General features: G+C 42.8%; 19 protein-coding genes and 1 pseudogene. 5 read left to right on the top strand and 15 right to left on the bottom strand.

All coding sequences use genetic code 11. The annotated features are described in order from the left end of the window. Positions 1-99: 99 nt before the first annotated feature. Both treP and treC read left to right on the top strand, forming a co-directional pair. Positions 100-1,503 (top strand): annotated as a pseudogene (gene treP / locus RBB56_RS11585) (PTS system trehalose-specific EIIBC component); the annotation flags it as partial. Between the two features lie 21 nt (positions 1,504-1,524). Then, positions 1,525-3,171, top strand: a complete 1,647-nt coding sequence (treC, locus tag RBB56_RS11580) for an alpha,alpha-phosphotrehalase (protein ID WP_306719113.1) — start codon at positions 1,525-1,527, stop codon at positions 3,169-3,171. A 51-nt stretch (positions 3,172-3,222) separates the two neighbouring features. On the opposite strand, the gene RBB56_RS11575 is transcribed toward treC, so the two are convergent. Further along, complete coding sequence (locus RBB56_RS11575) at positions 3,223-4,095, bottom strand: GNAT family N-acetyltransferase (RefSeq protein WP_306719112.1); 873 nt, start codon at positions 4,093-4,095, stop codon at positions 3,223-3,225. A 111-nt stretch (positions 4,096-4,206) separates the two neighbouring features. Between RBB56_RS11575 and RBB56_RS11570 the strand changes: the two genes are divergently transcribed. Beyond that, positions 4,207-4,728 (top strand): peptidylprolyl isomerase, encoded by a 522-nt coding sequence (locus tag RBB56_RS11570; protein ID WP_306719111.1) that lies wholly within the window; start codon positions 4,207-4,209, stop codon positions 4,726-4,728. A gap of 385 nt (positions 4,729-5,113) precedes the next feature. Here RBB56_RS11570 and fba read toward each other — a convergent pair whose 3' ends face one another. From fba to hprK, 8 genes are all read right to left on the bottom strand, one after another. Further along, positions 5,114-5,977, bottom strand: coding sequence for a class II fructose-1,6-bisphosphate aldolase (gene fba / locus RBB56_RS11565; protein WP_306719110.1), 864 nt, complete (start codon positions 5,975-5,977; stop codon positions 5,114-5,116). A 115-nt stretch (positions 5,978-6,092) separates the two neighbouring features. Continuing rightward, positions 6,093-6,989, bottom strand: a complete 897-nt coding sequence (locus RBB56_RS11560) for a diacylglycerol/lipid kinase family protein (RefSeq protein WP_306719109.1) — start codon at positions 6,987-6,989, stop codon at positions 6,093-6,095. A 249-nt stretch (positions 6,990-7,238) separates the two neighbouring features. Then, positions 7,239-7,502, bottom strand: coding sequence for an HPr family phosphocarrier protein (locus RBB56_RS11555; protein WP_306719108.1), 264 nt, complete (start codon positions 7,500-7,502; stop codon positions 7,239-7,241). Positions 7,503-7,517: 15 nt separating this feature from the next. Then, positions 7,518-8,462, bottom strand: a complete 945-nt coding sequence (gene whiA, locus RBB56_RS11550; RefSeq protein WP_306722139.1) for a DNA-binding protein WhiA — start codon at positions 8,460-8,462, stop codon at positions 7,518-7,520. 1 nt (position 8,463) lies between these two features. Next, positions 8,464-9,327 carry an RNase adapter RapZ gene (rapZ, locus tag RBB56_RS11545; RefSeq protein WP_306719107.1) on the bottom strand — a complete coding sequence of 288 codons (864 nt, stop codon included), beginning with the start codon at positions 9,325-9,327 and terminating at the stop codon, positions 8,464-8,466. Between the two features lie 202 nt (positions 9,328-9,529). Next, the gene (murB, locus tag RBB56_RS11540) at positions 9,530-10,441 is read right to left on the bottom strand and encodes a UDP-N-acetylmuramate dehydrogenase (RefSeq protein ID WP_306719106.1); all 912 of its coding nucleotides are present in this window, start codon (positions 10,439-10,441) and stop codon (positions 9,530-9,532) included. 49 nt (positions 10,442-10,490) lie between these two features. Continuing rightward, positions 10,491-11,435 (bottom strand): ROK family glucokinase, encoded by a 945-nt coding sequence (locus RBB56_RS11535; RefSeq protein ID WP_306719105.1) that lies wholly within the window; start codon positions 11,433-11,435, stop codon positions 10,491-10,493. 74 nt (positions 11,436-11,509) lie between these two features. Then, entirely contained in the window at positions 11,510-12,454 is a 945-nt protein-coding gene (gene hprK, locus RBB56_RS11530; RefSeq protein ID WP_306719104.1) for an HPr(Ser) kinase/phosphatase, read from the bottom strand. 275 nt (positions 12,455-12,729) lie between these two features. Here hprK and RBB56_RS11525 point away from each other — a divergent pair, with 275 nt between their 5' ends. After that, entirely contained in the window at positions 12,730-13,905 is a 1,176-nt protein-coding gene (locus tag RBB56_RS11525; protein WP_306719103.1) for an IS110 family transposase, read from the top strand. Between the two features lie 367 nt (positions 13,906-14,272). Here RBB56_RS11525 and uvrC read toward each other — a convergent pair whose 3' ends face one another. After that, positions 14,273-16,144, bottom strand: coding sequence for an excinuclease ABC subunit UvrC (gene uvrC / locus RBB56_RS11520; protein ID WP_306719102.1), 1,872 nt, complete (start codon positions 16,142-16,144; stop codon positions 14,273-14,275). 93 nt (positions 16,145-16,237) lie between these two features. After that, a complete protein-coding gene (gene ftsH, locus RBB56_RS11515) occupies positions 16,238-18,514 on the bottom strand; it encodes an ATP-dependent zinc metalloprotease FtsH (RefSeq protein ID WP_306722138.1) in 2,277 nt (758 codons plus the stop codon). A 204-nt stretch (positions 18,515-18,718) separates the two neighbouring features. Between ftsH and RBB56_RS11510 the strand changes: the two genes are divergently transcribed. After that, complete coding sequence (locus RBB56_RS11510) at positions 18,719-20,203, top strand: DUF1846 domain-containing protein (protein WP_306719101.1); 1,485 nt, start codon at positions 18,719-18,721, stop codon at positions 20,201-20,203. 98 nt (positions 20,204-20,301) lie between these two features. Here RBB56_RS11510 and RBB56_RS11505 read toward each other — a convergent pair whose 3' ends face one another. The 4 genes from RBB56_RS11505 to RBB56_RS11490 form a co-directional block, all read right to left on the bottom strand. Then, the gene (locus RBB56_RS11505; RefSeq protein ID WP_306719100.1) at positions 20,302-20,559 is read right to left on the bottom strand and encodes an HPr family phosphocarrier protein; all 258 of its coding nucleotides are present in this window, start codon (positions 20,557-20,559) and stop codon (positions 20,302-20,304) included. A 16-nt stretch (positions 20,560-20,575) separates the two neighbouring features. Continuing rightward, positions 20,576-22,015, bottom strand: a complete 1,440-nt coding sequence (locus RBB56_RS11500) for a glycoside hydrolase family 1 protein (protein ID WP_306719099.1) — start codon at positions 22,013-22,015, stop codon at positions 20,576-20,578. A gap of 12 nt (positions 22,016-22,027) precedes the next feature. Continuing rightward, positions 22,028-22,378 (bottom strand): PTS lactose/cellobiose transporter subunit IIA, encoded by a 351-nt coding sequence (locus RBB56_RS11495; RefSeq protein WP_306719098.1) that lies wholly within the window; start codon positions 22,376-22,378, stop codon positions 22,028-22,030. A 75-nt stretch (positions 22,379-22,453) separates the two neighbouring features. Then, positions 22,454-23,743 carry a PTS sugar transporter subunit IIC gene (locus tag RBB56_RS11490; protein WP_306719097.1) on the bottom strand — a complete coding sequence of 430 codons (1,290 nt, stop codon included), beginning with the start codon at positions 23,741-23,743 and terminating at the stop codon, positions 22,454-22,456. Positions 23,744-23,745: the final 2 nt, after the last annotated feature.

The raw sequence follows: 23,745 nt of genomic DNA, 5'->3' as shown, positions 1-23,745 counted from the left end.
TTATAAAATAATTATAAATTTATTGTTGACTTGTTTAAACAAGTATGGTATAAATAGTTTATGAACCACTTGTTTAAACAAGTATCAAGGAGGAAATTTATGGGTAAGTATGAACAAGACGCAAAAGAACTATTGAATCTAGTCGGTGGGAAGGAAAATATTTCAGCAGTATCACACTGTATGACACGTATGCGTTTCGTGTTGAACGACCCTTCCAAGGCAGATGTGAAAGCTATCGAAGCTATGAAAGTAGTAAAGGGCAGCTTCACACAGTCAGGACAGTTCCAAGTTATTATAGGTAATACTGTTGCCGATTTCTACAATGATTTCACAGTAGTTGCCGGAGTGGAAGGAGTCTCCAAAGACGATGTGAAACAGGCCGCCAAGCAGAATCAAAATGCATTGCAAAGAGCTGTTACAGCCATTGCAGAAATCTTCGCCCCTCTTATCCCGGCTATTATTGTCGGCGGTCTGATCCTGGGCTTCCGCAACTGTATTGACAGCTTATATCTTTTTGAAAACGGAACGAAGACCTTATGCGATATCAGCCAGTTCTGGGCAGGCATCGATCATTTCCTCTGGTTGATCGGCGAAGCCGTATTCCATATGCTTCCTGTAGGCATCTGCTGGTCTGTGACACGGAAGATGGGAACCACACAGATTCTCGGAATCGTTCTCGGCCTTACCCTTGTATCCGGCCAGCTACTGAACGCTTACGGAGTGGCTTCCACCGCTGCCGCAGACATTCCTGTATGGAACTTCGGATTTATTCAAGTTAATATGATCGGTTATCAGGCACAAGTTATTCCTGCAATCCTGGCAGCCTTTACCCTCGTTTATTTGGAGAAATTCTTCAGAAAGATTACGCCGCAAGCCATTTCCATGATCGTAGTACCATTCCTTGCTCTCGTACTCTCGGTTATGGCAGCACATTTTGTACTCGGCCCGATCGGCTGGAAGATTGGCTCTGTAATTTCCAGCGTTGTATATGCCGGCATTACAGGCCCCGTAAGAGTTATCTTCGGCGCAATTTTCGGCTTCGTATATGCACCCTTGGTTATTACCGGTCTGCACCATATGACCAATGCTATCGACTTACAGCTTATTGCGGATTATAACGGAACGATGCTCTGGCCGATGATCGCCCTTTCCAATATCGCCCAGGGTTCGGCAGTTCTTGGAATGATGTTTTTGCAGAAGAAAAATGCTCAGGCTCAGGAAATAAACATTCCTTCTTGCATCTCCTGTTATCTGGGAGTCACAGAACCTGCAATGTTCGGTGTAAACTTAAAATATATGTTCCCTTTTATTTGCGGTATGATCGGCTCTGCTTTAGCAGCGATTATCTGTGTAGCTACCAGTACGACCGCCAACTCTATCGGTGTAGGCGGTATCCCGGGAATCCTTTCCATTCAGCCCCGATATATGCTGACATTTGCTATCAGCATGTTGGTAGCCATCGCTGTACCATTCGTACTCACTACTATTATCGGCAAGAGAAAAGGAATCGGGAGGTAACTATTCATGACAAACTTTCACAATAAAGTCATCTATCAGATATATCCGAAATCCTTTATGGATTCCAATGGCGACGGTATCGGTGACTTGCGTGGAATTATAGAGAAGCTGGACTACTTGAAGTATCTGGGCGTCGATTACATATGGATGACACCATTCTTCGTATCTCCACAGAATGATAACGGATACGATGTTGCGGACTACCGCAGCATCGATCCTGTCTTCGGAACTATGGAAGACTTGGATGAGTTAATAGAGGAAGCGGACAAGCGCGGTATCGGCTTAATGCTGGATATGGTATTCAATCATACCTCGACACAGCACGAGTGGTTCCAACGCGCCTTAAAGGGAGAAAAAGAATATATCGATTACTACATTTTCAAGGATGGCGACCCGCAGTATCTTCCCACCAATTGGGAATCCAAGTTCGGTGGTCCTACGTGGGAATATGTTCCTCATCTGGGGAAATGGTATCTTCACCTTTTCGATTCCACCCAGGCAGATTTAAATTGGGAAAACCCGAAAGTACGCGAAGAATTGAAATCCATATTACGCTTCTGGAAAGAGAAGGGAATCAAAGGATTCCGCTTTGATGTTATTAATCTTATTTCTAAGCCGAAGGTCTTTGAAAATGATATGGAAGGGGATGGAAGAAGGTTCTATACCGACGGCCCTCTGGTTCACGAATTTTTAAAGGAATTAATGGAAGATGCCGAAATGAAGGATATCGTTACTGTAGGCGAAATGTCTTCTACCTCCATCGACAACTGCATCCGCTATTCTAATCCGGCAGAAAAAGAATTATCCATGTGCTTTAACTTCCACCATCTTAAGATAGATTATAAGAATGGGGAGAAATGGGAATTGATGCCTCCCGATATTCATAGCTTGAAAGAACTCTTCAAACAATGGCAGCTTGGAATGCAGGATAACGGCGGTTGGAACGCAGTATTCTGGTGCAATCACGACCAGCCCCGTATCGTTTCCCGCCTTGGTGATGATAAGAATTATTGGAAGGAATCCGCTAAGCTATTAGCTACTACTATCCATCTTCTGCGCGGCACTCCATATATTTATCAAGGAGAAGAATTGGGAATGACAAATTCTTATTTTAGCGATATCTCACAATACCGCGATGTAGAAAGCTTGAATTATTACGAAATACTGCTTCATAAGGGCAAATCGAAAGAAGAGGCCCTGCAAATACTCGCGGCAAGGTCGAGAGATAACAGCCGTACACCAATGCAATGGTCCGACGGAAAACACGCCGGATTCTCCGAATCACAACCTTGGATCGGCGTGACCGGCAACTATAAAAGCATTAATGTGGAATCAGAAATAGAAGATGAGGATTCCATCCTTAAGTATTACAAAAAACTTATTCAGCTCCGCAAAGAAAAGAGCGTTATCGCTGATGGAAGAATCGAATTCCTTCCCGAAGAAGAAATAAATCTCTTCGCCTATCGAAGACAAAACGAAACGGAAGAATTGCTCGTCTTGAATAACTTAAGCGGCGAATCACTTACTCTGGATACGAGTAAGTTGGAACTCAGTCATTACAAATATCTTCTCGGCAACTATGAAGATATCAAAAGCCAAGAGAAGCAATTGCTTCTACGACCGTTTGAAACCATCGTTTTGGAAAGAAAATAAGACCCCCTAACGCTTCCTGATGCACTTATGTCAGGAGGCGTTTTATTTATTCTATAGGAAACTTGTTACATATCTTTCATATACGCTCTCTCCATCGGACACCGTATCATACCACTTCATTCCTAACTTCTCACAAAGAAGCACGGAAGCCGTATTCCCATTCTTAACAAGGGCCTGTATCTTATCAAACTGCAACTCCTCTTTTCCATACTCGAGGATGGCTGTACACACCTCATAGGCATACCCTTGACGCTGATAAGGAACTGCGATAACGAATCCCAGCTCAGGAATATCGTAACCTTCCCTCCAACTAATTCCGGCACGCCCTATTACCTTATGCTCTTTCTTTTCCACTACACTCCAAAGTCCATATCCATAGAAGCCATAGATCTTCTCAATATACTCGCTTACGTACTCCCTCTCCTGCTTAGTTTCTTCAAACAACGGATCCATATAACAAGTAATGGATGGCTCCGCATAAATTTTATAAAATTCATCCACGTCTTCTACTGTCATCTCCCTGATCAAACATCTTGTCGTCTCCAGAATCTCCCATGGTTCTCCCTTTAGGCGTTTATAGACCATAAGAAGAGAATCCGGCGTAAGCTCCGCAATATCCGTAACTGCATAAGATACACCGGACAAGTTTTGTTCTTTATTTTCTTCATGCAAAAGTGCAATCACATATTTTCCATCTCTTTTCAATTCTTCCAATGCCTTTTCCGTATCCGTTATAAACAAGGCTTCCTCTTTTAAGCAGTCGGTACGGCTTACCTCGCCGCATCCTTCCGCTTCTTCATAATAAGGCACTATTTTTATATTCTCTTTCCACCGCCGCTCTTCTTCAGCGAAATTTCTTCTCATTACTTCTGCAGCTCGAGCCTGACCTTCATCCGCAATAACAAAAACTATTTCCTTTAACATCTCCCCCTCTTTTCTTGCTATTCACACTCCTATTTACTATCCGCTTAGAATGGGTTAAAATACATTATAGAAATATCATAAAACAAATTATTGCAGAAGGGAAGTAAAACAATGGCACAAAATCCTGTTGTTACATTTACAATGGAAAACGGTGACGTGATCAAAGCAGAATTATATCCTGAACTCGCACCGGAAAGCGTTAATAACTTTATTAGCTTAATTAACAAGAATTTCTATGACGGACTCATCTTCCATCGAGTGATCCGCGGATTTATGATTCAAGGCGGCGATCCGGAAGGAACCGGTATGGGTGGCCCCGGCTACAGCATCAAAGGCGAATTCTCACAAAATGGAGTGGAAAATAACTTAAAGCATACAGAAGGTGTTCTCTCCATGGCAAGAAGCATGAATCCTAACTCTGCAGGTTCACAGTTCTTTATTATGCACAAGAATTCTCCTCACCTGGATGGTTCTTATGCCGCATTCGGCAAGGTGACAGAAGGTCTTGAATTCGTGAACAAAATTGCCGAGACCAACACCGACCATTCCGATCGTCCTCTTGAACCTCAGGTGATTAAGACAGTTACTGTCGAAACCTTCGGAGAAACCTATCCGGAACCTCAGAAAATTTAGATACTATTTGTTAAATTCTCTGATTTTTAATTTCATACTGCTGAAATTGTCGGACGAGATAGGCACTTGTGTGCCGTCTCGTTCATATTTTATTCATATTTATTTTAAAGAAACTTCAATTTAACAACATTCTTTAGACATTTCTTCAGGCTATAATACTAATATAAGATACAGCAAGAACAAAAAGCCAATAACAGTTAATTGATTTATTAAATAACTTTTTCATAATAAGTGCCAAGTAAAGCAAAACTTTACTTGGCATCCTCCCTTTTCAGGGATTTTTTTATTCTTATAAATAAAAGAACAAGAGTGTTCGCACACTCTTGTTTTTTTAAGCTAAGCTTGTTTTTTAAGTTAAGCTTGTTTTTTAAGTTAAGCTTGTTTTTTAAGCTTTGTTTACAGAACCAAACAGTTCCATTTTTTCTTTAACAGTCGCTTTAATTGCATCGAAGCCCGGACCAAGAAGCTTACGAGGATCAAATCCTTTACCCTGTAAGTCTTTTCCTTCTTCGATATATTTACGAGTTGCTGCTGCAAAGGATAATTGGCATTCTGTGTTAACGTTGATCTTAGCAACGCCGAGGGAGATTGCTTTCTGAATCATATCAGCCGGGATACCTGTACCGCCATGAAGAACAAGAGGCATGTCCCCTGTTAACTGCTGGATTGCATCCAATGTTTCGAAAGAAAGTCCCTGCCAATTTTCAGGATATTTTCCGTGAATATTGCCGATACCTGCTGCGAGGAAATCTACACCGAGGTCAGCAACTGCTTTACATTCATTAGGATCTGCACATTCACCTGCTCCTACTACGCCATCTTCTTCTCCACCGATAGAACCAACTTCCGCTTCGATAGAAACACCCTTAGCGTGGGATGCTGCTACTAATTCTCTTGTTTTCTCCACGTTCTCTTCGATCGGATAGTGAGAACCATCGAACATTACAGATGAGAAACCAGCTTCGATACATTTGTAGCAGTGATCATAGCTGCCGTGATCTAAGTGAAGAGCTACGGGAACTGTGATGTTAAGGCCTTTGAGTAAACCATTAACCATACCAACTACTGTATCATATCCACCCATATATTTTCCGGCACCTTCGGATACACCGAGAATAACGGGAGAGTTATTCTCCTGAGCTGTCAAAAGAATTGCCTTTGTCCACTCAAGATTGTTGATGTTGAACTGTCCGACTGCATAATGGCCGGCTTTTGCTTTTTGAAGCATTTCTGTAGCTGAAACTAACATTTTATTTACCTCCATATAATAAATTTATCAAATTCATCGAACTCATTATACTCCATTCCCAAGAAAAAAGAAATAATAAAGCTATAAAAAATGTGCAAAATAAGGAAAATGGCGTTTATTTATAAGGAATTCTTATTTTTACCGCTTGTTTCATATTATTAATGTTCACTTCTTTATGATTACCGCCGAACTCTCCATCCAAAGTCCATGCAATTTCATCATCGGATTCGAACGTCACCTGCGAGGTTTTGAAACAGTACATATAGTCCGCATGGATATTGCGGCTCAGAAGTGCCGTCAACGTATTATTCAGCTCCAGCGGATTCTTCGGCATCTTAATTAGCGTCACTTCAAATTCACCGTCGTTCAGCTCTACATATTTGCCGGTAATCCTTTTGAAGCCTCCCACAGAGGTGGAATTAGTTACCATACCGAAGATAAACTCATCCTCTATTACGGTATCCCCATGACGGATCTTAAGGCGATATGATCTGATATTAGGAATTCTCTTCATCCCCTCCAGAATGTATGCCATATGCCCCAACACATTTTTAATATCCTGACTTGTCTCATAGGATACCTCTGTGAAGATGCCAAAAGCTGCAATATAAACGAAGCATTCTTTATTGAACGCACCGATATCGCAGGCATAGTCCTTTCCCTCTACAATGAGCCGGGCTGCTTTTACCATATCTTTAGGTATCCCCAAGCTACTCGCGAAATCGTTAGTGCTGCCTGCGGGGATATATCCGATAGGAACCTTCTTTTCACACAGAACCATTCCATTCACCACTTCGTCCAGCGTTCCGTCTCCTCCGCAGCATACGACGATATCATATCTGTCCTTCTTATTTTGGACGACTCCTATCGCATCTCCTTCGTGCTGGGTCGGATATACAGTAACCTCATATCCCCCTTTCACGAACACCTCTATGATATCCTGAAGCTTATTTTTAATCTTAGCCTTTCCCGCACGGGGGTTATATACGAATAACATTTCCTTATCTGCCATATCTTCATTCCCCTGTCCATTCCGATTTTTATACTTCTATAATTATGAGTATTTTCCTATTAGAATTCATGTATCAAAAGTCTCCCGAACAACTTGGTAACACAGCTTTTGTTCCGCGCGCGTAGCTGCGCATCCTGCACGGAGTGCTTTTATTCTATAGGATTAATACTTTTATACTTTAATGAAACAAGGTCTTTCCTATAGAATAAGCAAAATCGGAGCATCCAGGGATGCTCCGTTCTATTATAATCAGCTTACTTTTCCTTTTAATAAATATTCTTCAATATCTGCTACAGCCTGATGTTCATCCTGTCCATCAGCAATAACGGTAACTATCTCACCACTGTCAAGGCCCAAGCTCATCATTCCCATAATACTCTTCGCATTCACCTTTTTACCTTCGGACTCGATGTACACGGAACAAGCATGCTTACTCGCCACCTGTACCAATACCGCGACCGGTCTTGCCTCCAACCCCGTCGGCAACTGAATCTTCATAACCTTTTCAATCATAATGTCTCCTCCTTTTTAACTTCTAAGCCTGTCAGCAAGCTCACTTAATTTCCTAAGTCTATGGTTCATCCCCGATTTCCCAACCGGAGGGTCTAAGATTTGTCCCAGCTCCTTTAATGTTGCGTCCGGATACTCCAATCTTATCTCTGCTGCCTCCCTAATGCTGTCCGGTAGATTCATAAATCCATAACGCTCTTTAATCAGGAGGATATCCTCTATCTGCTTAGATGATGCGTTAACTGTCTTGGTAATATTAGCCGTCTCACAATTCACTTTCCGGTTGATGGAATTGCGCATTTCCTTTATAATTCGATAATTTTCGAAATTCATTAAGGAAACATGAGCCTCCATTACATTTAACAGATCCACTATGCCTGCACCCTCTTTCAGATACACTACATAGTATTTCTTTCTTATTACAATCTTAGCTTCCACCTGGAAACTCTGTATTAGCGCCTGCAAATACTCAGCCTGTTCTTCATGGGAACAAACGAACTCCAGATGATAGCTCTTCTCAGGATCGCTCATAGAACCTGTACAAAGAAACACTCCTCTTAAAAATGCCCTTTTGCAACAGGCACTCTTAATCAACAGAGGGTTCACCCCGTTCATCTGAGCCTCTTCGATTCCCTTTTCATCATACATTTTAACAGCTTGAAGAACTTTGTCAACTGCTTTCGTTCCATAAAGTAATGTGATATATGTATGACTGCGACACTCCCCGGCAATGGATTCCTGGACAATATCAGTATCTATATTAAATGTTTTCTTTAATAATGTAAAGACCTTTCTGATAAGTGCCTCATTTTCTGTCTGAAGGCAAAGCCTTTTTTCTTCAATACCATCATTCTCCACTTTCCCATAAAAGCATATAATTGCCGCTAGCTCTGCTAATTGACAATGTCTGGAGGAGTTGATGATTTTAGCCAATTCTTCTTTTACTTCTGAGGAAAAAGACATGTTATACTCCCTGCTTCTCATCTCTATGGTGAATTTTAAGTCCATAATTTCCTTGGTTCTTCATACGCTTGTACAGTTCGTTAGCCAAAGTAACACTTCTATGTTTGCCGCCCGTACAACCAATTCCTATGACAAGTTGGTATTTCCCTTCCTTCACATAGTTAGGAATCAAAAAGCGAACCATATCTTCCAGCTTCTGCAGGAATTCCCCTGACTCAGGAAAGGCCATTACGTAATCTTGTACCGCCTTATCATTCCCCGTCTGATGCTTCAAGTCATCAATATAGAACGGATTCGGTAAGAATCGGACATCAAACACTAAATCAGCATCTGCCGGAATACCATTCTTAAAGCCGAAGGAAAGAATGGTGACCATAAGGCTGTTATATTCCTCATTCATTACGAAAATGCGGTCCACTTCCTCTTTCAGTTCCCTCGTCAATAACTTCGATGTATCTATTACATAATCCGCATGTTCTTTTACCGATTTTAAAATATCCTTTTCCTTATGGATGCCGTCCTCCACCCGCCCTTCCGGCGAGAGAGGATGCATTCTTCTGGACTCCTTATAGCGCTTTACCAGAACAGATTCTGCTGCATCCATGAAAAGGATTTCATATACATATCCGTTATTCTTCAGTTTCTCAAGGGTCTTCCACGCCTCTTCAAAAGGCTGATCTGAACGAACATCCAACCCGAGCGCTACCTTATTGATTTCTGAATTAGGGGTGGCAATTAATTCCACAAACTTTTCTATCAAAGGAACGGGCAGATTATCCACACAGTAAAAGCCTGAATCTTCCAGCATTTTAAGAGCCGTTCTCTTTCCACCGCCGCTCATTCCGGTCACTACCACGAATCTCATATGCTTTTTCCTCCGTATTCGGTAATAGTTCAGTACCCCCTGGCTTCGCTGTACTAGAACTGTCACTATTCACAACTACTATTCCGCGAAGTCAAAATTGCTTCTCTATGCGATTTTGCGAGTGCTGCAGGTGCCAAAATGCGGTTCTATCGCATTTTGTGTGCATCCCGTTACTGATCACAGCGAAGCTGTGAATAGTAACCTAGAACTCTCCCAGATAAATAACTTCCCGCTCGAGCATGATACCGGAATTCTCCTTCACCCTCTCCTGAACGGCTTCTATCAAGTTACGTACATCCAAAGCACAGGCATTTCCGGTATTCACGATAAATCCACAGTGCTTATCGGATACCATAGCACCTCCTATGGTATACCCCCGAAGCCCCGCCTCCATAATAAGCTTTCCTGCAAAATTCCCTTCGGGACGCTTGAAAGTACTTCCCGCACTTCCATACTCCAGAGGCTGCTTTTCTCTACGGCTTACCGCCAACTCTTCCATCTTACTGCGTATTTCTTCTTTATTACCTTTTGTAAGCTTAAATACTGCTTCCGTAACAATAAATGGACGATTCTTAATTACACTTGTACGATACCCGAATTCCATCGTATTGTTATCGAGTACGAGAATCTCTCCGCTTAGATTCATCACTTCCACAGATTCAATAATATTGCTCATCTCTCCGCCATAGGCTCCGGCATTCATTACAATACCTCCGCCTACCGTACCCGGAATTCCCGAAGCGAATTCCATTCCCGTCAGTTCATACTCAAGAGCTACTTTCGCTGCCTTGGAAATAAGGATCCCTGCCGGAGCCCGCAGTCGTTCTCCTTCTATAGAAATATCCCCCATTTCGCTGCCCAGCTTGACTATAATCCCAGAATAACCTTTGTCTCCTACAAGCAGGTTGCTGCCGTTCCCCAGAATGAAGTAATCCTGTCCTGTCGCCTGTAAAATAGGCACCAGCTTTAGCAATTGTTCTTTCCTCGTTATTTTTATTAGACATTTCGCATTTCCACCCACACGAAAAGTGGTATGTTTACTCATGGGTTCATCGAGTAATATGTCTTCTTGCGGAACCAATTGCTCCATATAATTGTAAATTGATGAATTCACCTTAAAATCCCTGCCTGTTTTCTATTATGGTATGTAATTTCACACCGTCTTATTCCAATACTAACTTAGCTGCACCATAAATCCCGGCATCGTTTCCAAGCGTCGCTAATGCGAACTCTACATTCTTACAGCCTTTAAATACAGTTTTATCGAAATATGGTTTAATGAAATCGAATAAAATATCCCCTGCTTTGGATACACCGCCTCCGATTACAAAGATCTCCGGATTAACCACCCCTGCAATGACACCGAGTCCTTTGCCCAGGTATTCACCGAACTGCTCTGCAATCTGAATCGCCAATGCGTCCTTTTCCTTCACTGCATCGAACACCGCCTTTGCAGAAAGCAGCTCCACCGGACGCTTTCTCAATAAACTGGGTTCCGAAGATGCCTCCAGGGCGCGCCTTGCCAGCCTTACGACACCGGTAGCAGAAGCATATTCTTCCAGACATCCGGTATTACCGCAGCCGCATACTTCCGTTTCTCCATCCTGTACGTGAATGTGTCCGATCTCTCCCCCGGCACCGCTGGCACCTGTGAGAATCTCACCATTGACAATAATTCCTCCACCGACTCCGGTTCCCAAGGTAACCGCTACCAGATTCTTAAAGCCCTTGCCGCCGCCCTTCCACATCTCTCCGAGAGCCGCTACATTGGCATCGTTTCCGGCTTTCACATGAATATCCAGAAGCTGCGCTAACGTATCGCGAATGCTGAACGTCTCCCATCCCAGATTAACAGCTCCATATACCGTTCCTTCTGCATCGATAGGGCCGGGGGCTCCCAGGCCTGCGCCGATTACCTCTTCTTTCTCTATTCCCTTTTCCTTCATCTTACTTTGAATGCTCTTTGCTACATCGGGAAGAATATTTTTACCGCCGTCTTCCGTTCTCGTGGGAATCTCCCATTTATCCAAAATATTTCCTTCTTTGTCGAACAATCCCATTTTTACCGAGGTTCCCCCCACGTCTACTCCAAATACATACTTACTCATCTTACAATGATTCCTTCCCTTTTCTCTTTATTCGTAATAACTATTCGTAACCTTTCAGACCCTCACTGTTGCTTTTATTCGTCCTCATCCTCTTCTCTGCGTCTTGCAAGAGAATTCTGTACACGTGTATACAATTCCTGAGCTGCGTTATAACCCATCTTCTTCTGTCTGTGGTTAACTGCCGCCGATTCACAGATAATCGCCAGGTTACGGCCGGGTCTAATCGGGATATTATGGCATACTATCTTGTTACCAAGATATTCCGTATATTCCTCCTCCAGTCCTAATCTATCATATTCCTTATCTTTATCCCAATCTTCCAACTTAATTACGAGATCGATGCTCTGGGTATCCTTTACACTGGATATACCGAACAGAGACTTGATATCCACAATACCGATTCCTCTTAACTCGATGAAATGCTTCGTAATATCAGGTGCCGAACCAATTAAGGTATCATCGCTCACCTTTCTTATCTCCACCACGTCATCCGTTACCAGACGATGTCCTCTTTTAATGAGTTCAAGCGCTGCTTCCGATTTACCGATACCGCTTTCACCCGTAATCAGCACGCCTTCTCCATATACGTCAACGAGCACACCATGAACAGAAATACACGGCGCGAGCTTCACGTTCAACCAGCGGATAATTTCCGCAGTAAAAGAAGAAGTTGCCTTCTTCGTCATAAGGATCGGCACTTCATGCTCCAGCGCAACCTGTAAAAAGAAAGGATCCGGCTGTAACTCGCGACAAAATACAATGACCGGAATATCACAGGAAAGAAGCTTATTGTACACCTCTTCTTTATATTCCTGAGTCAGCCCCTGCATGTATGTGTATTCCACAAATCCGATAATCTGCAGTCTCGTCGCCTCAAAATGCTCGAAATAACCGGCCATCTGCAATGCCGGCCTATTGATGTCGGGCTGCGTGATTTTCATCTTAGAAATATCCAGTTCCGGCGTTAGATTTTCGAGCTTCATCTTTTCAATAATCTCTTTTAAACTTACACTTGCCATAACCTTCTCCTCGTATTATATAGTAGTAGTGTTTATAGTCCCTCTCCAAGGACTGTATGCTATACAAAACAGTATGATATACTGTTGGAGATACTGTGGATTGGTTACCATCTCCTACCACATTGATGGTTTTAGAAAGGCTCCGACCACAGTCTCTTTGTATATTTGTTAATCAGTTAGATACCGCATGACGGTTTATTTAGAACGAGGTTACAATCGCAGAGAGTACCAGTGGGTTCCAAACAGTGTCAAATACATTTCAAAGGAGTATTGCTATGATTTACGCAGGAATTGATGTTGCCAAGGATAAGCATGATTGCTTTATCACGAACTCAGAGGGTGAAGTGCTTTTTAAAGCTTTTACCATTCCAAACAACCGGGATGGTTTTGATGAGCTCTATCAGAAGATCGCATCCGTTACCGATGATTTAACCAAAGTAAAAGTAGGGCTAGAAGCCACTGGACACTACAGTTATAACATCTTGGGATATCTTCTTGATAAAGGTCTGACCACCTTTGTTATCAATCCGTTACATACCAATCTTTACAGAAAAAGTCTAAGCCTTAGAAAGACGAAAACGGATAAAGTTGATGCCCATACGATTGCTACAATGCTCATGTCTGATGTGAACTTAAAGTCCTACTCAGACACATCTTATCATAATGAGGAACTTAAGTCACTAACCCGTTATCGTTTTGATAAAGTGAAAGAACGGGCAAAACTGAAATCCTCGGTTTCACGTCTTGTAACAATCCTCTTTCCAGAGCTGGAGAAACTTGTTCCTACCCTTCATATGACATCTGTTTATGCGTTACTGGCTGAATTTCCAAGTGCATCTGCCATTGCTGATTCACACCTTACAAGGCTAACGAACCTCTTGTCTACTGCTTCAAAAGGACGCTACGGAAAAGATACTGCTATCCTTTTTCGTGAAGCTGCAAGGTCTTCGATTGGCTCTCATATGCCTGCTAAGTCTTTGGAACTAAAGCATACCCTCAAGCTCATTCAGGAAATCTCTGCTGAGATTGATGAAATCGAAGCTGAAATCAAGTCCATAATGGACAGTATCCATTCACCAATCTTAACGATTCCTGGTATCAGCTATCGCATGGGTGCCATGATTATTGCCGAAATCGGCGATTTTAGTAGATTTGACTCTCCAGATAAAATTCTTGCTTATGCCGGAATGTCTCCTTCTACCTACCAATCAGGGCAGTTAGAATCATCGTATTCCCATATGGAAAAACGTGGCTCCCGCTATCTTCGCTATGCCTTATATAATGCAACAAAGTATGTCTGCCATTGGGATCCAACCTTTGCTATCTACTTGGAGAAGAAACGCTCCGAAGGGAAACACTACAATGTTGCACTTTCCCATGCTACAAAAAAACTGGTCAGAGTGATTTATCAACTGGAAAAATCAGGGCAGCTTTATCTAAAAGCAGCTTAGTTTTGATATATGAACATCTCCTTTTTGAGCACCTATAAAGATGCTCTATTTGTCATGCAGTTTTCAATGTTCATTGAATAATTTCCAGTTTATTATCTATCTGAAATGCATTTCTGCAATTCATTCAAAAAATATCACTTTGGGACTTGACTTTTAATAGTTAGTCTTTTTATATCGTACCTAACTGTTCAGTACCTTCACAGTAACAATGTAACAGTTCGATTCCCTCACTGTTACAAAAGCAAAAATTGCTTTATGAAAATCCATCCCTTTACCCTGCAAAAGCAGACTTCTCTTCCGATACTTAATATTTTATAAATTTTAACATAGAAATTGTACAATATCAATCAACGAAAGGGAAAAAGCCTTACTCCGTTTCCTCCTGATGAAAAAACTCATAAATGCCTTCTGCAATATGCAAAGGAATCTCCGGCACCTGAGAAAGCCTCTTCGCATCGGCCTCTTTAATCTCCTCGATGGATTTGAAATGGCGCATCAGTGCCTTCCTTCTCGTAGGACCCACACCCGGTATATCGTCCAACACCGATTTGACCTGAGATTTGCCGCGGAGAGAACGATGATATTCTATGGCGAAGCGGTGCGCTTCATCCTGTACTCTCGTAATCAGTTTAAATCCTTCCGAGTTTCTGTCAATAGGAATTTCTGCATTATTGTAATACAGTCCTCTCGTTCTGTGATTATCGTCCTTTACCATACCACAGACAGGAATAGAAATATGAAGCTCGTTCAGCACTTCCAAGGCAATATTTACTTGCCCCTTTCCACCATCCATAAGAATCAAATCGGGGAATTTCGTGAAGCTGCCGAATTCTTTCTCCATCTCCTTCATCGTAAGTTCCTTCTGTTCCTCCATACCATGAACAAAGCGCCTGGTAAGCACCTCTTTCATACATGCATAATCATCCGGACCGGATACCGACTTAATTCTGAACTTACGATAATCGCTGCGTTTGGGTTTTCCCTTTTCATACACAATCATGGATCCCACGTTAGCAAAGCCGCTAATATTGGAAATATCATATGCCTCCATGCGTTGAATCCCTTCTACGCCGATTAAGGAAGAGATTTCCTTTACCGCACCGATCGTTCTTCCTTCTTCTCTTTTAATTTTCTCCCTGTCCTGGCTTAATACGAGAGCAGCATTCTTCGCTGCCAGTTCCACCAACTTCTCCTTGGCGCCCTTTTTCGGCACTCGAAGATATACGCGACTGCCCCTTCTGGCTGTCAGCCACTTTTCCAATATCTCAATATCCTCGATATCTTCCTGCAGCATCAGCTCCTTGGGGATAAAGGGGGTTCCTGCATAAAATTGCTTCACGAAATCGAGAAGCACTTGTGATTTACTACTCCCTGACACATGTGTCATATAGAAATGTTCTCTTCCTATTAGTTTCCCGTTTCGGATAAAAAATACTTGAACTACCGCATCGTTTTCATCCAGAGCAAGGGCTATAATATCCTTATCCTCTCCATAGCTATCCGTAATCTTCTGTTTCTGCGCCACCTGCTTCACACTATTATACAGATCCCTATATTTTACCGCTTCTTCGAATTCCATATTCTCGGAAGCCTCCTGCATTTTTCCCTCCAGATCCTTTAGAATGGGCTTATAATTCCCATTTAAAAAGTCCAGCGCCTTTTCCACTTGTGCCCGATACTCTTCCTGAGTCACATATGCCTGACAGGGGCCCGCACATTGCTTAATATGATAATTTAAACAAGGGCGTTCCTTTCCACAATCCTTCGGGAGGTTTCTGTTACAGGTTCTTAACAGATAAAGCTTATTAATTAAATCAATGGTATCCTTAACAGCCGCCGCACTCGTATAAGGGCCGAAATAGCGGGATTTATCCTTCTTCATTTCCCTGGAAAAAAGTATCCGTGGGAACGGTTCTGCCACCGTTACTTTAATATAAGGATAGGTTTTATCATCCTTAAGCATCGTATTGTAACGGGGACTGTACTCCTTAATCAGGTTATTCTCAAGCACAAGTGCTTCCAACTCAGAATCGGTAATAATATACTCAAACCGGTCGATCTGTGTCACCATTTTATCTATTTGCGGCCCGCGGCCAATATTTTTACGGAAATAAGATCTGACACGGCTATGCAGGTTAATGGCTTTTCCTACATAGATAATTGTATCTTTCATATCGCGCATAATATATACGCCCGGTTTTGCGGGCAGCTTTTTCAGTTCTTCATTAAAATCAAACATCTTTCACCCATCATTTGAACATAGTTAACATTAAAATTTAATAATTTCACTAACACACAAAAAGGTTCCGTTTTATGAGAACCTTTTTGCCTTTTACTTCTGTTCATCTATTTTATTTTGCAATTCTTTCGCGAACTCTCCGCCTCGGACCATATTGCCGGAGGCTTGTGAGAAACGTCCTACCGGACCGGATACTCTCTCCTGTTCCTGAGAAGGTGCCGATTGCTCCATTTCCTTTTCGGGGATTTCATCATCGGCCTTTCTTTCAGAGATTCCACTTGCTTCTTTCTCTTCCGCTTCTTCAGCCACTGTTGCTTTCACTGTTTCCGCTTCTTTTTCATCCGCTGTTTCTTTCACTGCCTTCTCTTCTTTTTCTGCGGCTTCCTTTTTTACCGTCTCCGCTTCTTCGGACTTCTCCTCCGGCTCAGGAAGACCTTTTTCCGCACGGAATATCTTCATGAATTCCTTGCCGGTAATCGTTTCTTTCTCAATCAGATGTGCTGCCAGCTTATCCATCAGCTCTCTGTTTTCAGAAAGAAGCTTCTTCGCTTCCGCGTAGCACCCCTTAAGAAGTTCCATTACTTCGGTATCCACATCCGCTGCCGTCACATCGCTGCATGTCAGCCTTGCACCGCCGCCCAGATATTCGCTCTCTACTGTAGCAAGCCCCATCAAACCGAACTTGTCACTCATCCCGAATCTGGTAATCATATTTCTTGCAATATTAGTCGCCTTCTCGATATCGTTCGACGCCCCGGTCGTTACCGTATCGAATACGAGTTCCTCCGCCGCACGGCCTCCCAAATATCCTACTAACATATCGTGAAGCTCCGCCTTCGTATTCAGATATTTCTCTTCCTCAGGCACTTGCATTACATAGCCCAGGGCTCCCATCGTTCTCGGCACAATCGTAATCTTCTGTACCGGTTCCGAATTCTTCTGCAGGGCACTTAGCAGTGCATGACCGACTTCATGATAGGAAACAATCTTGCGCTCTTCCTTACTCATCACACGGTCTTTCTTCTCCTTACCTACAAGCACCTGCTCCACCGCTTCGAACAAGTCACTCTGGCACACATAATTGCGTCCCTTTTGTACGGCATTAATTGCCGCTTCGTTAATCATATTAGCAAGGTCCGCACCTACCGCACCGCTGGTCGCCAGTGCAATTGCATCCAGATCCACACTATCGTTCATCAGTACATCCTTCGCATGAACCTTAAGAATCTCAATACGTCCCTTTAAATCAGGTTTATCCACAATGATCCTTCGATCAAAACGTCCCGGTCTTAATAGTGCCTTATCCAGAATCTCCGGTCTATTGGTAGCTCCGAGGATAAGAATACCCTTGGAAGTATCGAAACCATCCATCTCCGATAACAACTGATTCAATGTCTGTTCCCGTTCTTCGTTTCCGCCTCCGTATTTGGAATCACGGCTGCGTCCGATCGCATCTATTTCATCGATAAATATAATACAAGGTGCATTTTTCGTCGCTTCCTTGAACAAATCCCTTACTCTGGAAGCACCCACACCAACATATAACTCAATAAAATCCGAACCTGCCAGGGAGAAGAACGGCACATGAGCTTCACCCGCTACCGCCTTAGCGAGTAACGTCTTACCGGTTCCCGGAGGGCCTACCAATAACGCGCCTTTAGGCAGTTTCGCTCCTATCTTTGAATATTTTCCAGGATTATGAAGGAAATCCACCACTTCCTGTAAGGATTCCTTCGCTTCATCCTCTCCGGCCACATCCTTAAAGGTAACCCCGGTCTCCTTCTGTACGTAAACCTTGGCATTGCTCTTACCTACTCCCATGGGGCCACCGCCGCCTTTGGACATCCTACGGAAAATAAAACTTAAAAGCACCCACATAAGCAGGATAGGAAATACATAGGTCAAAAGGATAGATAGCAACATTCCGGAGCCATCCGGCACCGTTTTATTCATATCCACGTTATATTCAATCAGACGAGCCGCCAGCGTCTCATCCTCTTCCATCTTACCTGTATAGTAGGTAATTACCGGCATCCCATACAGATTAGTCGTTCCTTCCTCTTCTTGAGGATAGATGGTAATCTGATCAGTCTCTACTTCAACGCTCTTTACTTCCCCTGCCTCTACCATTTTAATGAATTCATTATAAGTAATTTCCTTCTCTGCACCGCCGGTCATAATCTTCATAAAATAGCTCATGCACAAAAGAGTAATAAGAGCCGCGATAAGAAGAAGAAAGATACTCTGCCTCTTAGGATTTTCCCCGTTTCCTCCGGGCCCTCTGTTACCGTCATTATTATTTTTATTACCGCCCCGATTGCCGCCGTTGTAACCGCCGCCACCGTATTGGTTCAAATTATTGTCTTCCATGTCTACTCCTATTCCTAAATCATCGTTTCTTTCATTATAGTGACTGAAATTCGATAAAGCAATAATATAATTATGAAAATATTTTTCCATGTATAAAAGATTTCTAAACTTTTTTAATGGAAACAGTAGATTTTTAATTGATACCCGTTGTATAATACATACTTATGAATCTGAATAACATGACATACTTAAGGGACAAGGAAAATGAAACAAGGTTTTGATAATGAAAAATATTTAACAATGCAATCCGAGCGCATTCGGGAGCGTATCGCTCAGTTCGGAAATAAACTATATCTGGAATTCGGAGGCAAACTCTTCGATGACTTTCACGCCTCCAGAGTTCTTCCCGGCTTTCAACCGGACAGTAAATTGAAAATGTTATCTCAGCTCAAGGAGCAGGCGGAAATCGTTATCGTTATAAGTGCTGACGCCATCGAAAAGAATAAAATCCGCGGCGATCTCGGTATCACTTATGATATGGATACCCTCCGCTTGATTGACGCTTTTCACGCTATAGGATTCTTCGTAGGCAGTGTGGTCATTACCCACTATGCAGGGCAGCCTGCAGCCGACCACTTCCGCGAACGTCTGTCAAAACTTCAAATCAAATCTTATCTTCACTATATTATCGAAGGCTACCCCAGCGACATACCTCACATCGTAAGCGATGAAGGATATGGGAAAAACGATTATATCGAAACCACAAGACCTCTCGTTGTTATTACGGCACCCGGCCCGGGAAGCGGTAAGATGGCTACCTGCCTGTCTCAGCTCTATCACGAACACAAAAGGGGGATTACAGCAGGATACGCCAAGTTCGAGACCTTCCCCATATGGAATCTTCCCCTGCGTCACCCGGTCAATGTGGCATATGAGGCTGCTACCGTGGACTTAAATGACGTGAACATGATAGATCCCTTCCATTTGGAATCTTACGGTGAAACTACGGTGAATTACAATCGGGATATTGAAGTCTTCCCTGTATTAAATGCGATGTTCGAACAGATTCTCGGCTACAGTCCCTATAAATCACCTACCGACATGGGGGTTAATATGGTGGGCAACTGTATTATCGATGATGATGTGTGTAAAGAAGCCTCCAAACAGGAAATTATCCGCCGTTATTATCAGGCTCTGTGCGACCGCAAGAAAGATGTAATAGGATCAAAAGAGATCGTCTACAAGCTGGAACTCCTTATGAAACAGGCTTCTATAAGCACTAACGAACGCAAGGTAGTACCTATGGCTCTGATGAGGCAGGAGAATACCGGGCATCCGGCAACTGCAATCGAACTGCCCGATGGACAGATTATCACCGGCAAGACTACCGACTTGCTCGGAGCCTCTGCTGCAGCACTTCTCAATGCATTAAAGGTTCTTGGAGGAATCGACCACGATAAGCACCTCATTTCGAGAACGGCTATCGCACCGATTCAGACATTGAAAATCGACTATCTGGGAGGCCATAATCCTCGTCTGCATACCGATGAGATACTGATAGCCCTGTCCATGAGCGCTGCGACCGATGCCGATGCCAAGCTGGCGCTAACACAGATTCCCAAACTGAAAGGCTGTCAGGTACACTCTACCGTTATTCTTTCTTCCGTGGATGAGAAGACCTTCAAACGGCTCTGCATGGACCTTACGAGCGAGCCTACTTATGAAACCAATCGGATGTATCACAACTAAAATAAAATGATATCAGGGTCAAAAGGTCATGATATAGATATTATAAAACGGAGGTATCAGGGATTAATATCCTGATACCTCCGCAATATTTTAACAATTTATAGATTGTTTTTCATGAATTCTTCCAATCTCATTACAACTTCAGCTTCATCCGGACCTTCTACCGTTACAGTCACTTCATCTCCACACTTTACCAGCAGACCCATTACGCCGAAGATTTTCTTAGCATCTACACTTTTTTCTCCTTTTGTCAGCCTAACACTACTTTCGCAGGAAGATGCTTCCTTCACAAAGATTCCGGCTGGTCTTGCGTGCATACCGAGGGGATCCATAACTGTATATCGAAATTCTTTCATGGGAATGGCCACCTCCTTAGATTACTTCACCATTTGATTCGATTACTTTCTGATACCAATAGTAGCTGTCTTTTTTCAGACGTTTACCGCTCCCATTTCCTCTGTCATCGAGATCCACATAGATATAACCATAACGTTTGCTCATCTCACCCTGAGAACAGCTTACAATATCAATGGGGCCCCAGGAAGCATAGCCGAACACATTAACACCATCTTTAATCGCTTCTTTCATCGCTTTTATATGGGCTGACAGATATGCGATACGGTAACTGTCGTGAATACTTCCGTCTTCCTCCACTGTATCCAGAGACCCGAGACCGTTTTCCGCAATAAAAATAGGAAGTCCGTAACGATCCCAATATTGGTTGAGGCAATACCGCAGGCCGAGGGGATCTGTCGCCCATCCCCATATCGATTTCTCAATATAAGGATTAGGAACTGCCTTCTCCGGGTTTTCAGCACTTACTGTCTGTGTAAAATAATAGGAGAAGGATAAGAAATCGACCGTATTTTCTTTTAGTACCTTTTCATCCTCTTGCGTAATCTCTATTGTTATATTGTTGTCTTTAAAGTATCGAAGTGCATAACCCGGATATGTTCCTTTGACAAGTACATCGGAACAGAAGTAATTGTACATCCGGTTCCTTTCAAAAGCTGCGAAGACATCTTCCGGTTTGCAGGATGCCGGATAAACGTAATCTTCTCCGTTCATCATTCCAATCTGCATCTTATCATTGATTTCCCGTGCCATCTTTTTCACTTCGGCCGATGCTACCATCTGGTGATGAAGCGCTTGATAAACAGCACTTTCGCGATCTTCGGCAAAGCTATCCTTTAACAGCCCGAGAGAGCAGTATTCGGACCAATCTTTCGCCATATTAATCTGATTGATGACAATCCAATACTTCACTTTATCTTTGTATCTTTCGAGTAATACGCGGCAGTATTTCAGGAAGAAATCTATAACTTCCCTGCTATGCCACCCATCGTATTCCGTCGCCAGATAAATAGGCATATCGTAATGGGATATTGTCATAACAGGCTCTATCCCCTTCTCAAGCATGCTGTCGATTAACCTGTCGTAAAATGCGAGGCCTGCTTCATTCGGCTCCTCTTCAATGCCTTTCGGGAAGATTCTTGCCCAATTAATGGAGGTACGAAAACACTTAAAACCCATGCCTTTCATCAATTCTAAATCATCATCGAAGGTATGATAGAAATCAATGCCGTGTCTTCTCGAGTAATAACCCTCTTTATCGGCTAATGCCTTTTCTATATCTTCCTTGGTATGATAAAAACCAACTACCGTCTGCCTGCTATATTCTTCCGGAAGTATCTCCACATCGCCGAGAGACGGTCCCTTGCCGCCTACGTCCCATGCTCCTTCTGCCTGATTCGCTGCAATGGCTCCACCCCAGAGGAAGTCTTCAGGAAAACCATCATATACTTTATTCATTCCTTCTCCTCCTTACTTCGTATCGATCTTATCGGAAAGCTTACGGTACATGCTTATAATGTGGCCCGTCATATTGAGTTCTGAGTATATAGTCATCAATGTATCCTGCGCATGTGAGAAAAGAAGGGTTGTCTGCAATTCCTCATCTTCTATCGTATCCTGTATCATTTTGGTTTGGATTCGATGTGCCTCCACAATCTTTTCTTTCGCTTGTCTTAGTTTTTCATCCGTCTCTTCTTCGGAAGCATTCCCCATAACAGACTTTACCGCTTCTGTCAGAAGATTTCTTCCGTCTCCGGCCAACATAATAATCTGCATGGCAGCTTGGTTCAACTCATCACCGGTCACCTTTTCCATATCCATATTTTATCCATACTCCTTTCACGATCTTTAAAAGAGTGAAATCTTTCTATTTTCTATGCTTTAGCAATGCTTTCACTACGCTCTGGCACTGCTGCTTTCTTTTATTTTCTCCTGCTCCTTTACATATTCCTGGTTATCATATACTTTCAGGAAAGGATAGTATACAACACAGGAAAGTGCAAAGATAATAAGAACGAGGAATACACCTGCAATTGACTGCGTTACCATATAACCGATAATCGGTCCGGGTAAATACCAGAAATTAAATACCTGTGTAGGAATCGGAACTAACCCCAGAGACAGGGCCGCATAGGTAATCACAGGACCAATAAAGCCCATAATCCACATAGGAATCATCAATAACGGGTTAAATGCGATAGGTGCGCCAAATACTACCGGTTCATTAATATTGAAAATGGAAGGAACGATGCAAGAACGCCCTACTACTTTCAAACGCTTGGATTTGGAGAATAACATTAAGACATTCAATCCCAATGTGGTACCGCCGCCGCCAATCAGGAACAGGTTCAATGTCTCATTAGTGTGAATATATAATTCGCTGCCGGGCGCTGCTACTGAATTTGCTCCGATTGCAGGAAGCATAATTGCCGCCATTACCGGATAAAGCACCCATGTGGAAATACCAAAACTATAAAGGAAAGCGAATGCAAGGAAGTTGAAAAGTACAAATCCCCAGAAGGACTGTCCTACCGCTATAAATGGTGCAAATATTTGATTAATAAGTGCAAATAAGCTTATCTCTAACTGGAAAGTGAAAATCCATCCCACCAAAATAATAATCAGCATAGGGATAAGGGTGTCGAACCATACGATAATGAAATCAGGCATAGCCGAATCTTCTTTGAAGAAAGTATGCTTCGCAAATAAGTTCATAATACACCCAACGAATAGACCGCCGAGAATAGCCGCCAACATACCTTCTGTTCCCATACGTCCCAAAAGGATAGAGAGCCCTTCCGTTCCCGTGAAGGAACCATCCTCTGCTGCCCAGCCGGCTACATCGCCCGCGAGAGGGTAAATCAATAAGAGAAACAGGGAAATACCAGCCATTCCTGCCTGTTTTGCTGTTTTACGATGTTTCTTCTTTTCCATTAAAATAAAAGGAATCTGATAAGCCAGGCATAAAGACAGCAAACCAAAGGAAAAGCTGCTAATCAAACTCAAATCAGGAAACCAGGAAACATACTCCCCGATAATATTGAACATTGTAACAAAGGAACCAATTAAAATCAGCGGCATCGCTGAAAGAATCGCTTCTTGAATCGATGATATCCAAGGATTCTTAGCGAGTTTATTCATTCTGGGAGCAAAATTCTCCGTCATCCAATCCATAAACCTTTTCATAA

The organism is Kineothrix sp. MB12-C1, from assembly GCF_030863805.1.
GTDB lineage: Bacteria > Bacillota > Clostridia > Lachnospirales > Lachnospiraceae > Kineothrix.
Note: the sequence above shows the minus strand (reverse complement) of the source record. Positions and strands in the feature narration are given on the sequence as shown.